This is a genomic window from Jatrophihabitans sp. (assembly GCF_046262535.1).
In the GTDB taxonomy this organism is placed as follows: domain Bacteria; phylum Actinomycetota; class Actinomycetes; order Mycobacteriales; family Jatrophihabitantaceae; genus Jatrophihabitans.
The window spans coordinates 42,435-55,239 of sequence record NZ_JBHEMO010000140.1; the positions used below are offsets into that span (position 1 = coordinate 42,435).

A 12,805-nucleotide genomic window follows, 5' to 3' on the forward strand; every position below is an offset into this window, starting at 1 on the left:
ACTAGCTGCGCTATGAGCAACAGCCGACGACACGCCGAACGCCCCGGCCCCTGCCCCGCGCTGACCGCCGTCGGCGCCGGCTCGTCTTGGTCTCTCTGCGGGCGCCGGCTATGGCGTGGCGGGGCGGAACCTTGATCGTTTCCCGCTGGGGCGTGCGCCAGCACGCTGGAACGGGAAACGATAAGGGTGCCCTGTCAGTCGTCGCCCCAGCCCAGCCGGTGCGAGATCTCCCGGGCCGCGGCGAGCAGTTCCGGCACCACGTCGCCCACGCGGGCGGCGTCGAGCCGGAACGTCGGCCCGGACACCGACAACGCCGCGATGACGTCGCCGTGGGCGTTGCGGATGGGGCCGGCGACCGCGGTGAGGCCGACCTCGAGCTCGTCCACCGCGAGGGCGTAGCCGCGCTCGCGGACTTCGGCCAGTTCCCGGCGCAACGCGGCCTTACTGGTGAGCGTCGCGTCGGTGAATGCCGTCATCGTCCCGACGGCGCGGTCGACCTCGGCCGCCGGCAGTTCGCTGAGCAGCACCTTGCCGTTGGACGCCGCATGCAGCGGGATGTGCTGGCCCACCCAGTTGTGCGGCTGCAGGGACGACGAACCGGCCACCTGGTCCACGTAGAGCGCAGATCGGCCGGAGAGCACCGCGATGTTGATGGTCTCCCCGGTGCTCGCCGCGAGCCGGCGGCAGATCGGCCGCGCCTCCTGCACCACGTCGAGGCGAGCGGTGGTCGCTCCGGCCAGCCGCAGGACGCCCATGCCGAGTCGGTACTTGCCGCGATCCTGGGCCTGCTCGACCAGCCCGCCGCGCTCGAGGGTGGTCACCAGCCGGAACGCGGTGCTCTTGTGGACGCCCAGTTGTTCGGCGATCGTGGTGACCCCGACCTCGCCGGACCGGGCGAGCAGGTCGAGGATCGCTAGGGCCCGTTCCACCGACTGCACGCCGGACACGGGCTCCGCGGTGCTGTTGCTCATCGCGCAATGCTAGCGCTGTAGCTGTTGCGTAATGCAGACTCCGTTGTGCATGGCGCAACTCGGTCAGGAGCCCAGATGCCGCATCCGGAATACGTTCTCACCATCATCTGCCCGGACCGTCCCGGAATCGTCTATTCGGTCGCGAGCTTCCTGGTCCACAGCAGCGGCAACATCCTCGAGAGCCAGCAGTTCGACGACCGCGCCGAGGACCGCTTCTTCATGCGCGTCCATTTCGAGGTCTACGACGAGGCGATGACCCTCGAGCGGCTGCGGTCGGCCTTCGCGCCGGTGGCCAACGCCGCCCAGATGACCTGGGAGATGTGGGCGGCCGACGCGAAGTACCGCACGCTGATCATGGTGGGCAAGGACGGGCACTGTCTGAACGACCTGCTCTACCGGCAGAGCATCGGCGCGCTGCCGATCGAGATCCCGGCCGTGGTGTCCAACCACCTCGACCTCGAGCCACTGGCCAAGGCGTACGGCGTGCCGTTCCACCACGTGCCGGTGACCCCGGCGACCAAGGCCGAGGCCGAGGCCGAGCTGCTCTCGCTGGTCGATTCGCTGACCATCCATCTGACCGTGCTCGCCCGCTACATGCAGATCCTGTCCGACGACACCTGCCGCGCGCTGGCCGGCCGCGCGATCAACATCCACCACTCGTTCCTGCCCGGCTTCAAGGGCGCCCGGCCGTACCACCAGGCCTTCGCCCGCGGCGTGAAGCTGATCGGCGCGACCGCCCATTACGTGAGTTCGGACCTCGACGAGGGGCCGATCATCGAGCAGGACGTCGTCCGTGTCGACCACTCCTGGACGCCGGCGCAACTCGCCGCCGCCGGCCGCGATGTCGAGAGCCTCGTCCTCGCCCGCGCCGTCCGCTGGCACGCGGAGACCCGGGTGCTGCTCAACGGCAACCGGGTCGTCGTCTTCCGCTGACCGCCGCGGCGCCGCTGACGGCACCGACCTCAGTCGCCCAGTTCGCGGCGCCGGCGGGTGACATACTCGGCCAACTCCTCGCGGATCGCGTCGTCCAGGGGCGGTTGCACGTACTCCTCCAGGGTCTTGCGATAGATCCGCTCGGCCCGGCCGTTGGCGTCCACGCCGCCGTTGCGCATCCACCGCTCGTAGTTCTCCGACGACGACAGCAGCGGCCGGTAGAAGCACGTGCGGAAGCGCTCCATGGTGTGCGAGGCACCGAGGAAGTGGCCACCGTGTCCCACCTCCACGTGCGCGCCGAACGCGAGCGAGTCGTCGTCGATCTCCAGGGGACGGAACTGCTCCCGCATCATCCGCACGAGTTCGATGTCCACGATGAACTTCTCGTAGCCGGCCACCAGACCGCCTTCGAGCCACCCAGCGGAGTGCATGACCCAGTTCGTCCCGGCCAGGAAGGTCGGCAGCATCGTCATCAGCGCCTCGTAACCGGCCTGGGCGTCGGCGACCTGGGACGAGGTGAGGGCGCCGCCGGAGCGGAACGGCAGCCCGAAGTGCCGGGCGATCTGCCCCGTGCAGAGCAGCCCGGTGGCCGACTCCGGCGTTCCGAAGGTCGGCGAGCCCGACTGCATGTCGATGTTGGACAGGAACGACCCGAAGATGACCGGGCAGCCCGGGCGGATCAGCTGCGACAGCGTGATGCCCGACAGCGCCTCGACGATCTGCTGGACGAGCGCGGCCGGAATCGTCACCGGTGACATGGCGCCCATCAGGATGAACGGGGTCAGGACGACGGGCTGGTTGGCGGCTGAGTACTCGAACTGCGCGTCGAGCATCCGGTCGTCCCACCGCAGCGGCGAGTTGCAGTTGATCAGCGAGATGCTGACCGGCGTCTGCTCGATGACGTCGCGGCCGCCGAACATGATCGCGCCCATCTCGATCGTGTCGCGGGCGTTGACGCCGGACACGACATTGCCCATGTAGATCTTGTCGGTCAGCGTCTGCAGCGCGAAGGTCATGTCGAGGTGGCGCGAGTCCAGCGGGGTGTCGTTCGGTTCGCAGATCACCCCGCCGGCCGAGTCGAGCACCGGGAATGACTGCGCGAGCTTGGTGAACGAGCGGAAGTCTTCCATCGTGGCATCCCGGCGCACGTCCCCTTGCCGGACGAACGGCGGCCCGTAGACCGCGCCGAAGGCCATCGCGTCGCCGCCGATATGGACGGAGTTGTCCGCGTTGCGGGCCGCGACATCGAACTCGCGCGGGGCCTTCGCCACCTGTTCGAGGACGAATTCCGGGTCGAGGAAGACGGTGTTCTCCTCGACGCGCTGGCCCGCCGCACGGAAGAGATCGAGCGCTCGGTCGGACATGAACTCCACCCCGACCTCGGTCATCAGCCGGCGCCAGGCGACATCCAGCTTCGCCATTGCGTCCTGCGAAAGCACCTCATACCGCGGCATGGTGTTGCGAAACATGGTCCGGTGCTCCTAGCCTCGTCGTGGGAGTGCAGTTCCACTATGTGAACCGCCACCATACGAACGAGTAGGAGCGATGAGCAACACCGGAACGCAGGCAATTGACCGCGCAGTGCAGTTGCTGACCCGCGTGGTCGAGGCCGACGAGCCCCTGACGTTCACCGAGCTCTCGGCCGACCCCGGCCTGCCCCGGTCGACGACCTCCCGCCTGCTCGCCGCCCTCGAGGCCGGAAAGCTGGTCCAGCGCGAGGAGAGCGGCGCCTTCTCCGCCGGACCGCTGTTCGCGCTCTACGCGGCTCGCCACGACCAGGGATCGCAGCTGGCCCGGCTGTCCGAGCCGGTCCTGCGGGCGGTCGTCGCCGCGATCGGCGAGACGGTGAACCTCGCCGTTCCCCATGGCGACACCGTGGTGCATGTCGCCCAGCTCGACTCGACCTACGTCCTCGGCGTCCGCGACTGGCGGCGGGTGACCGTTCCCGCGCACACGTCAGCGCTCGGCAAGGTGCTCTACGCCTACGGTGCTCTGCCGCTGCCCGAAGCGCCCCTCGAGAAGTGCACCCGGCACTCGGTGGCCACGCCGACCGCCCTGCGGCGCGAACTCGACGAGGTGCGGCGGCGCGGCTTCGCCACCACCCGGGAAGAACTAGAGGTGGGCTTGGACGCGGCGGCCGTCCCGGTGATCGGTCCGTCCGGCGACGTCATCGCCGCCTTGGGCGTCTCCGGGCCGAGCGCGCGCATGCGCGGCAGCCTCGACTCCATCGCCGGACAACTCACCACCTACGGCTCAGAACTGTCGCAACTCCTGCGACGACGGACCCCCGCGAAAGGTGTGGCATGAGCATGACGCCCGAGGAGATCCTCCAGGGTCTCTATGACGAGACGCTGGTCGGCAACGCACCTACCGTGCTCGACCTGACGCATCAGGCCCTCGACCAAGGGATGGAGCCGCAGTCGCTGCTGTTCGACGCGCTCATCCCGTCCCTCGAAGAGGTCGGGGCCCGCTTCGAACGCGGTGACTTCTTCGTTCCGGAAATGCTCATCGCCGGACGCGCCATGGCCGGCGCCATGGAGGTCCTACGGCCGCTGCTGGCCGAGACCGGCGTCGAGACCATCGGCAAGTTCGTCATGGGCACCGTCAAGGGCGACGTCCACGACATCGGCAAGAACCTGGTCAACATCATGCTCGAAGGTGCCGGCTTCGAGGTCATCGATCTGGGCGTGCAGGTGTCGCCGGAGAAGTTCATCGAGGCCATCACCACCCACAAGCCGGACATCGTCGGCTTCTCGGCGTTCCTCACGACGACCATGCCGATGTTCAAGGCGAACATGAACGCCCTCGAGAAGGCCGGGCTGCGCGAGAGCGTCGTCGTCATGGTCGGCGGCGCGCCGGTGACCCAGGAGTACGCCGACGCGGTGGGCGCCGACGGCTACGCCGCTGACGCGTCCGCGACCGTCAAGAAGGCGAAGGAACTCATCCACCGCCGCAGGGCGCTGACGCCGGCATGACGACGCTGCACGAGACGGTCCTGCGCTCAGCGACCAAAGAGGTCGTCATCGGCCACAACCGGCCGTTCTGCCTGATCGGCGAGCGGATCAACCCGACCGGCCGGCGGATCTTCCAGGAACAGCTGCGCGAGGGTGACCTCTCGGCCATCGAGCGCGACGTCGCCGCGCAGGTGGCCGGCGGCGCCCACGTCCTCGACGTCAACATGGGCGTGCCGCTGACCGACGAGGCCGACCTCCTGGCCCGCGCGATCAAGCTGGTGCAGGAGCGGACCGACCTGCCGATCTGCATCGACTCCTCCGTCGTCGAGGCGCTCGAAGCCGGGCTCGCGGCCTACGACGGCCGCGCGCTGGTCAACTCGATCACCGCCGAGGACGAGCGGATGGCGCAGATCCTGCCGCTGGTCAAGAAGTACGACGCCGCCGTCATCGCGTTGCCCAACGACGCCGACGAGATCCCGATGGAATCCGGCAAGCGGCTCGAGCTGGTGGCCAAGATCGTCGAGGTCGCGACCACCGAGTACGGCATCGCCGTGCAGGACATCGTGATCGACCCGCTGGCGATGCCGATCGGCGCGGACACCTCGGTGGTGCAGACGACCCTGGAGACGATCCGCCGCATCCGCGACGAGTTCGGGCTGAACATGAGCCTCGGCGCATCCAACGTGTCCTTCGGCATGCCGGGCCGGCACAAGCTGGGCGCGGCGTTCCTGCCGATGGCGATGGCGGCCGGCCTGACGAGCGCCATCATGGACGCCCGCAATCCCGAGATCGTCGAGGCCGTCAAGGCCGCCGACCTGCTCCTCGGTCACGACGACTGGGGGATGGCGTGGATCGCGGCACACCGCGCGAAGCAGGCCGCGGGGCAGGCCGGGGGCCAGTGACCGACCCGTCGCCGCTCGACGAGTACCGACGCGAGGGGCTGCTGCCTCCCCGCGCGACGGCCGCCGACTCACCCGCGCCGCACGACGGCACGGGGCGCGTCGACCTGCTGTTCGAACCGGCCGGCCGGACCGTGCGGGTGCCTCCCGGCGTCACCGTCTTCGACGGCGCCAGCTGGAACGGCATCGCGATCGACTCCACCTGCGGTGGCCACGGCACCTGCCGCAAGTGCAAGGTGCAGATCCTGTCCGGCGACGTCCCGGTCGGCCGGCTCGACCCGCGCGCGTTCAGCGGTGACGAACTGCGCGACGGTTGGCGGCTGGCCTGCCTCGCCCAGGCGACCCAGAACCTGCGCGTGCACGTACCGCCGCTCGTCACGCGGCCCAAGGCGGCGACGGTGGGCGTCGGCCGGCAGGTCATCCTCCGTCCGGCGGTCCAGAAACGGTACGTCGAGCTCGTCGACCCCTCGCTGGCCGACCAGCGCACCGACCTCGATCGGCTGCTCGCGGCGATGGACGACCTCGAGCTGCACCCGGATCTGCACGCGTTGCGCCGCCTGCCGGCGGTCCTCCGCGCCGCCGACTACAAGGTTACCGCGGTCGTCGTCGACGACGTGCTCATCGACGTCGAACCCGGCGACACGACCGAGCGCCTCTTCGGCATCGCCTTCGACCTGGGCACCACGACCGTCGTGGCCACGTTGCTCGATCTCGGCACCGGCACACCCGCCGCCGTCCAGTCGCGGCTCAACAAGCAGCAGCCCTTCGGCGGCGACGTCATCACCCGGATCAGCGCGACGATGATGGATCCGACCGCTCTGGCCCGGCTGGCCGAGGCGGCGCAAGAGACACTGGCCGAACTGGCTGCAGAGGTCTGCGCCGAGGCCGGCGTGGACCCCGCCGAGGTCTACGAGGTGGCGGTCGCGGGCAACGCCACGATGACCGCGCTCGTCCTGGGGATCGATCCCGAACCGCTGGGCGTGGCCCCGTTCGTCATGTCGTGTACCGCTCCGCCGGTCGTCCTGGCCCGCGAGATCGGCCTCGAGCTCCACCCGGGGTCCCGGGCCGTTTTCTTCCCGGCGCTCGGCGCGTACGTCGGCGGCGACATCGTCGCCGGCATGCTGGCCACGGGCATGGACCGGGACAAGCGGCTGCGCCTGTTCATCGACGTGGGGACGAACTGCGAGATCGTCCTCGGCGACGGCGACCGCATCCTCGCCACCGCGGCTCCGGCCGGGCCCGCGTTCGAGGGCGGCGCGATCCGTTGCGGCATGCGGGCCGGCGAAGGCGCGATCGAAACCGTCAAGCTCGGCGAGGACGTCGTGCTCGGCGTGATCGGTGACGGCGAGGCCCGCGGTCTCTGCGGTTCGGGGCTGGTCGATGCTGTCGCCGAACTCGTGCGGGTCGGCCTGGTCGACGCGTCGGGACGCTATGTTGCCGACGAGGTGGCCAAGGAGATCGCGCCCACCCTGGCCGACCGGCTCGGCTTCATCGGCCAGGAACGGATCTTCGTCCTCCAGCGTGACGGCTCCGAGCACGGGGTCTACCTCTCGCAGCGCGACATCCGGGAGCTGCAGTTCGCCAAGGCGGCGATCGCAACCGGCTGGCGGCTGCTGCTGGAGGAGTTCACCGTCGACCCCCGCGACGTGCAGCAGGTGCTGCTGGCCGGTTCGTTCGGCACCTACCTCTCCCCCGCGGCGGCGATCCGCATCGGACTCGTGCCCCGCCTGCCCGTGCTGCGGATCGTCTCGGCCGGCAACGTCGCCGGGGAGGGCGCGAAGATGGCGCTGCTGTCCCATCGCGAGCGTGCGGGTGCGCAGACGCTGCTGGAGGAGGTGAGGTATGTCGAGCTCTCCGATCGCGCCGACTTCAACGACAAGTTCGTCGACCAACTCGCATTCCCGCAGTGAGCGCATCGCGCTGATCGCGTGCGGCGCGATCGCCGAGCCCTGTGCCGCCCTCGCCGCGAGCAACGGCTGGCCGGTGGACGTGCACCCACTGCCGCCGTTGCTGCACAACCGGCCCGAGGTGATCGCGGCGCGCGTGCGGGAAACAGCCGTCGCCTTGCGGGACTCCTATGCCAGAGTCGCGGTCGGCTACGCCGACTGCGGGACGTACGGCGCGCTCGACCGCGTCTGCACCGAGCTCGGGTTGCACCGCATGGAGGGGCTGCACTGCTACGACGCCTTCGCCGGCGCGTCCCGCATCGAGCAGTTCTTCGCCGAACAGCCGGGCACGTACGTCCTCACCGACTTCCTCGTCCGGTCGTTCCGGCGCACGATCGTCCAGGAGCTCGGGCTGGACCGGTTCCCCGACCTGCGCGACACCTACTTCGCGAACTACACGCGCGTCGTGTGGCTGGCGCAGCAGCCGACCGACGAGCTTCGCACCCTGGCCGCGGCCGCCGCGGACGTCCTCCAGCTGCCGCTCACCGTCGTCGAAACGGGTCTGGGCGGACTCGAGCGTTCTCTCGCCGCGCTGGTCGGCTAGGTCGCCACACCCACCGGGCCACCGAGACGTTCCAGCAACTCGGTCCGCCATTTCTCGGTCTGGCCGACCTGGTTGAACGTGTAGACGTGCAGGCCCTCGACGATCGCTTCCGGGCCACTGAGCCCGGCCGCGGTTCGCTCGAGGAACCGCTCGGGGCTGAATCCGCCGGGCGCGGCGAGGCGGGTCATCGTGCGGCGGTGCTTCACCAGGAACTTCGTCGACTCGCCGACGCCGATCTTGGTAGCGGTCATCAGCAGCTTGGTGCGATCGACCGGTCCGGGGACGCCCACGAGAAGCGGCATGGTGACGCCGCGTTGGCGAACCCGGTTCACCCATTTGACCAGCACTGCCGGGTCGAAGGTCAGGTTGCTCACGATGTGCGTGGCGAACCGGCGCTTGTCCCACATCGCCTGCACCGTCAGGTCGTCGGCGATGGCCGGGTGCGACTCCGGATAGCCGGTTATGCCCACCTGCGGGAACGGGCTGCCGAGCGCTTTGAGGTCCTCGAGCAGGTCGAGACTGGCCGCGTACGGGCCGGCTGGTGGATCAGCATCACCGGCGGGGACGAACACCGTCCTGATCCCGCCGGCGATGAGCCGGTCACAGATCTCCTGCAGCTCGCTGCGTCCGCTGACCATCCGCGCGGCCAGGTGCGGGACGGCGTCGTAGCCGGCCGCGGCCAGCCGCTCGGCCATGTCGAGCGTGGCGCCGAGGCCCTTCGCCGGCGACGCGGTAACGGTGACGGTGAATCGAGGCGGCAGGTGCTCCCGAACGGCCTGCTCCGCGGCCGGCGTCGGCAGCACCTCGTAGCGGGCGTGCGACAGCAACCGGCGCAGAGTCACGTTCCGCTCGGTGTTGCGCATTACACAACTCGTTTCGAAATACGCACTCTGACTCGGGCAGCGTAAGACCGCCGACGGGTCGGGGACAAGACGCTGGCGCTGTCCGGTCGGCTCGGTCGGCCGAACGAATGAAAAGCTGGACGTATGAAGTACCACAAGCTCGGCACCACGGGCCTGGACGTCTCGGCGATCTGCCTCGGCTGTATGAGCTACGGCGAGCCGGATCGGGGACCGCACCCCTGGACGCTCGGCGAGGAAGCCGCCCGGCCGTTCTTCCGAGGGGCCCTCGACGCCGGGATCAACTTCTTCGACACCGCGAACACGTACTCGGCCGGTTCGAGCGAGGAGATCACCGGGCGCGCGCTGCGCGACTTCGCCAACCGCGACGAGATCGTGCTGGCCACGAAGGTATTCATGCGCGTCGACCGCGACGGCCCCAACTCCCAGGGATTGTCCCGCAAGGCGATCATGGCGAGCATCGACGCCAGCCTGCGCCGGCTGCAGACCGACTACGTCGATCTCTACCAGATCCACCGCTGGGATCCCGACGTCCCGATCGAGGAGACGCTCGAAGCTCTGCACGACGTCGTGAGGTCGGGCAAGGCGCGCTACATCGGGGCGTCGTCGATGTGGGCCTGGCAGTTCAGCAAGGCCCTGCACGTCGCCGACACGCACGGCTGGACGCGCTTCGTCACGATGCAGAACCACTACAACCTGCTCAATCGCGAGGAAGAGCGCGAGATGCTGCCGCTCTGCGCGGACGAGGGCATCGGCGTGATCCCGTGGAGTCCGCTGGCGCGCGGCCGGCTCACCCGCGGCTGGGACGAGACCACGACCCGGTCGGACTCCGACGACTTCGGCCGCACCCTCTACGTCGAAGGCGACAAGCAGATCGTCGACGCGGTCGGCGAGGTCGCCCAGGAACGCGGCGTGTCCCGGGCGCAGGTGGCGTTGGCCTGGGTACTGGCCAATCCGGTCGTCGACGCACCGATCATCGGCGCCACCAAGCCGCACCACCTGGACGACGCCGTCGCCGCCGTCGACCTCGGGCTCACCGACGACGAGTTCGAACGGTTGACCGCGCCGTACACGCCGCACGAGGTCGTCGGCTTCCAGTAACCGCCGGCTAACAGGTGAAGTGGCCGGGCGTGGTCGGATAATCAGGTCCGGAGTTGGTCTTCGAGTCGCCGGCGTAGATCAGCGACAGTTCGGTGCCTCCGGAGCTGCTGGGCGTCGACGTGTTCAGCGCTCCGTCGGCCTGGGAGAGCGCCTGCAGGAACGTGCGGAGCGTCGGACTCAGCGCGCGGTTGATCTGGTAGCCGCCGTACGCGCCCGGGCAGGCGACCTCCAGGTTGTAGGCGCCGAAGTCGTCGATCATGCGGTCGCCGATGCCCGTCGCCTGCGACTGGAACACGTCCCGGTTGAACCCGCCGTAGGCCAGGTCGCCGAACACGGTGGTGTTCGCCGTCGTGCCGCCGTTGTCGCCGGCGCCCGGGTCACTGTCGTAGGTGGCCGATCCGATCAGCGGGAACCGGGAGGCGTAGCTCTGGATGCCGAACCCGGTGAGCGTGGCCGCCGAGCAGCCTTCCGCCGCCAACATTGCATTCGGCGAGACGCTGATGGTCGGGAACATCATCGGCAGGCAGGCGCGTGCATCCGTGACCTTCAGCCCGATCGCCGCGTCGCTCCGAATCACGTCGTGGTCGTCGTTGCCGGCGCCGCCGAACAGGTTGTCGTTGCCGGGGCCACCCTGCATCGAGTCGTTGCCGCGATCGGCGAAGACGATGTCGTCGCCGCCGCGAGCCGCCAGGTCGCCGGTGATGTGCATGCCGTCGTCACCCTGCAGGAAGTCATCGCCCGGGCTGCCGTGCAGCGTGTCGTTGCCCTGGCCGCCGAACACGATGTCGTGCTGCTTGTCCTGGCCGGTGGTGGTGGGCTTGTCCCAGTTCGGCACGGCCGTAATTACGCCGTTGACGGACTCCTGGGACAGGTTGACCTGGTAGATCGTGTTGCCCGAACCCGGATACTTGAGCGTGCCGTACGGCGCGCCGCCGGTGGTCCCGATCGTGGTCGGCGCGTTGGCGAACGGCACGACGGTCACCGTGCCCCGGTTGCCGAGGACGCCGTCGTCGCCGCCGTCGCCGCACAGCACGTCGTTGCCGTATCCGCCGACGATGACGTCCTGCCCGGCATTCGGGTCGCTGGTCGGCAGGCACTCGTCGAGGCGCGGGCTGGCCCCGGTCGGGGTGTCGCCGTGGACGGCGTCGCTGCCGTCCTGCGCCATGATCACGTCGTTGCCGCTGTCACCCTCGACGTAGTCGTTGCCGTTGGAGGTGGTCTGGGTCGAGTTCTGGCCCAGCAGGGTGACGTACCGGGTTCGGACGTTGCCGAGCGAGGTGTTGGTGATGCCCCCGCTCTGCGCCGTGCCGGGTGCGCTGACGACCTTCGCCTTGCCGTAAGACGTCCGGCCCCACGTGCAGCTGTCGCTGCCCTTCGCCACACCGCCGGCCGGTGCGCACCGGTCGATGCGGGCGTTGTTGGCCGCGATCGAGTCGTCGTCGCTCGCACCCGTGCTCTGCCCGCAGAGGAAGCCGCAGACGATGTTGCCGAGCCGCTGGCCGGGGTGGGCGGGGTCGGGGGTGCCGTTGGGCGTGTCCGCAGCGACCTGGTCGTTGGTCTTGCCGGACGGCGGGGCCGGCAGGGCGATCGGGCTGGTGCCGCCGACCAGGTCGTCGTCGCCCTCGCTGCCCTGGAGCGCGTTTCGTCCCGGGCCGCCCTCGAGGTAGTCGTCGCCGCCGCCGCCGACGGCGTTGTCGTTGCCCAGCGCACCGAACATGCGGTCGTCGCCCGGACCGCCCCGCATCGTGTCGTCGCCGCCGATGGTCAGCAGGTCGAGGTCGACCTGGGTGCGGATGAACGCCGCGTCGTTGGCGTTCTTCGCCCACACGCCGGGAGTGGCGGACGTCAGGACGTGGCTGATCGTGCCGTTGCCGCCCAGCATGACGTCGGCGCCGTCACCGCCGTCCATCGTGTTGCCGAGGACGCCGGAACCGCCCAGCACCAGCAACGGATTCGCCGGCAGCGGCAGGCCGATCCCCGAGCCGCCGGACGTCCCGTCGCTGATCATCGCGGTCGTGCGGCCGGCCGGCAGGTACGTGGGCGCGCTGCCGCCGATCATGTCGTCATCACCCGCGCCGCCGGCCATCGTGTCCGAGCCGGCGCCACCTTCCAGGTAGTCGTTCCCGGCCGCGCTGCCGGCGGTGCCGTTGAGGCCGTTGGTTCCGGGCGGGCCGCCGTAGATCTCGTCGTCGCCGCGCTGACCGAAGAGCAGGTCGTCGCCGGTGCCGCCCCAGACGTGGTCGCCCGCGCCCTGGACGTCGGGCGAGCCGCATCCGGCCGGGCAGTCGAACACGTCGAGCTGGCGGATAACGGCGCGCACCAGGTTGCCGTTGGCGTGCTCAGTTGTCACCGAGTTCGGATCCGCCTTGCTGTACACCCACGGCGCCGGGCTGGTGGACGGCCCGGTCGGGCAGCCGTTGGCCAGCGTCGGCGCCCCGGTCGTCCCGCGACTGATGCACCCGTTGTCGGCCAGGACGACGTTGCCGCCCTCCTGCGGCGTGCCCGCCCCCGGAGAGGCCGTCCGTCCGTCGGCGTAGATCGTGTCGGCGCCATCGGAGACGAGGTCCGTCGTGAGCGTGTCCGGAGCCGACGTCGGC

Annotated in this window: 11 protein-coding genes; 7 read left to right on the forward strand and 4 right to left on the reverse strand. The window is 69.7% G+C overall.

What is annotated here, in order from left to right; all coding sequences use genetic code 11:
* Positions 1–194: 194 nt before the first annotated feature.
* The gene (locus ABR571_RS18700) at positions 195–971 is read right to left on the reverse strand and encodes an IclR family transcriptional regulator (protein WP_409454720.1); all 777 of its coding nucleotides are present in this window, start codon (positions 969–971) and stop codon (positions 195–197) included.
* 75 nt (positions 972–1,046) lie between these two features.
* Between ABR571_RS18700 and purU the strand changes: the two genes are divergently transcribed.
* The gene (purU, locus tag ABR571_RS18705) at positions 1,047–1,904 is read left to right on the forward strand and encodes a formyltetrahydrofolate deformylase (protein ID WP_409454721.1); all 858 of its coding nucleotides are present in this window, start codon (positions 1,047–1,049) and stop codon (positions 1,902–1,904) included.
* A gap of 29 nt (positions 1,905–1,933) precedes the next feature.
* On the opposite strand, the gene ABR571_RS18710 is transcribed toward purU, so the two are convergent.
* A complete protein-coding gene (locus ABR571_RS18710) occupies positions 1,934–3,373 on the reverse strand; it encodes a trimethylamine methyltransferase family protein (RefSeq protein WP_409454722.1) in 1,440 nt (479 codons plus the stop codon).
* 76 nt (positions 3,374–3,449) lie between these two features.
* Here ABR571_RS18710 and ABR571_RS18715 point away from each other — a divergent pair, with 76 nt between their 5' ends.
* Genes ABR571_RS18715 through ABR571_RS18735 form a run of 5 tightly spaced genes read left to right on the forward strand, consistent with a single transcriptional unit; the run spans position 3,450 to position 8,247 of the window.
* Complete coding sequence (locus ABR571_RS18715) at positions 3,450–4,211, forward strand: IclR family transcriptional regulator (RefSeq protein WP_409454723.1); 762 nt, start codon at positions 3,450–3,452, stop codon at positions 4,209–4,211.
* A gap of 2 nt (positions 4,212–4,213) precedes the next feature.
* Positions 4,214–4,879 carry a corrinoid protein gene (locus ABR571_RS18720; RefSeq protein ID WP_409454733.1) on the forward strand — a complete coding sequence of 222 codons (666 nt, stop codon included), beginning with the start codon at positions 4,214–4,216 and terminating at the stop codon, positions 4,877–4,879.
* On the forward strand, positions 4,876–5,760 hold the full coding sequence (locus ABR571_RS18725; protein WP_409454724.1) for a dihydropteroate synthase: 885 nt from the start codon (positions 4,876–4,878) through the stop codon (positions 5,758–5,760). Before ABR571_RS18720 ends, ABR571_RS18725 begins: the two co-directional genes overlap by 4 nt.
* The gene (locus tag ABR571_RS18730; RefSeq protein WP_409454725.1) at positions 5,757–7,667 is read left to right on the forward strand and encodes an ASKHA domain-containing protein; all 1,911 of its coding nucleotides are present in this window, start codon (positions 5,757–5,759) and stop codon (positions 7,665–7,667) included. The genes ABR571_RS18725 and ABR571_RS18730 overlap by 4 nt, the downstream gene beginning before the upstream one ends.
* The gene (locus ABR571_RS18735; RefSeq protein WP_409454726.1) at positions 7,600–8,247 is read left to right on the forward strand and encodes a DUF1638 domain-containing protein; all 648 of its coding nucleotides are present in this window, start codon (positions 7,600–7,602) and stop codon (positions 8,245–8,247) included. The genes ABR571_RS18730 and ABR571_RS18735 overlap by 68 nt, the downstream gene beginning before the upstream one ends.
* Here the strand turns inward: ABR571_RS18735 and ABR571_RS18740 are convergent.
* Entirely contained in the window at positions 8,244–9,110 is an 867-nt protein-coding gene (locus ABR571_RS18740) for a methylenetetrahydrofolate reductase (RefSeq protein ID WP_409454727.1), read from the reverse strand. The two genes, ABR571_RS18735 and ABR571_RS18740, sit on opposite strands and share 4 nt — an antisense overlap.
* Before the next feature lie 123 nt (positions 9,111–9,233).
* Here ABR571_RS18740 and ABR571_RS18745 point away from each other — a divergent pair, with 123 nt between their 5' ends.
* The gene (locus ABR571_RS18745) at positions 9,234–10,208 is read left to right on the forward strand and encodes an aldo/keto reductase (protein ID WP_409454728.1); all 975 of its coding nucleotides are present in this window, start codon (positions 9,234–9,236) and stop codon (positions 10,206–10,208) included.
* Between the two features lie 7 nt (positions 10,209–10,215).
* Here ABR571_RS18745 and ABR571_RS18750 read toward each other — a convergent pair.
* Positions 10,216–12,805, reverse strand: a 2,590-nt coding sequence (locus tag ABR571_RS18750) for a calcium-binding protein (RefSeq protein ID WP_409454729.1), incomplete at its 5' end; no start/stop codon positions are given.

Coding starts and splice junctions, on each gene's coding strand:
- ABR571_RS18740 (WP_409454727.1), bottom strand. CDS start 9,110: ATGCGCAACACCGAGCGGAACGTGACTCTGCGCCGGTTGCTGTCGCAC.
- ABR571_RS18700 (WP_409454720.1), bottom strand. CDS start 971: ATGAGCAACAGCACCGCGGAGCCCGTGTCCGGCGTGCAGTCGGTGGAA.
- purU (WP_409454721.1), top strand. CDS start 1,047: ATGCCGCATCCGGAATACGTTCTCACCATCATCTGCCCGGACCGTCCC.
- ABR571_RS18720 (WP_409454733.1), top strand. CDS start 4,214: ATGACGCCCGAGGAGATCCTCCAGGGTCTCTATGACGAGACGCTGGTC.
- ABR571_RS18710 (WP_409454722.1), bottom strand. CDS start 3,373: ATGTTTCGCAACACCATGCCGCGGTATGAGGTGCTTTCGCAGGACGCA.
- ABR571_RS18725 (WP_409454724.1), top strand. CDS start 4,876: ATGACGACGCTGCACGAGACGGTCCTGCGCTCAGCGACCAAAGAGGTC.
- ABR571_RS18715 (WP_409454723.1), top strand. CDS start 3,450: ATGAGCAACACCGGAACGCAGGCAATTGACCGCGCAGTGCAGTTGCTG.
- ABR571_RS18745 (WP_409454728.1), top strand. CDS start 9,234: ATGAAGTACCACAAGCTCGGCACCACGGGCCTGGACGTCTCGGCGATC.
- ABR571_RS18735 (WP_409454726.1), top strand. CDS start 7,600: ATGTCGAGCTCTCCGATCGCGCCGACTTCAACGACAAGTTCGTCGACC.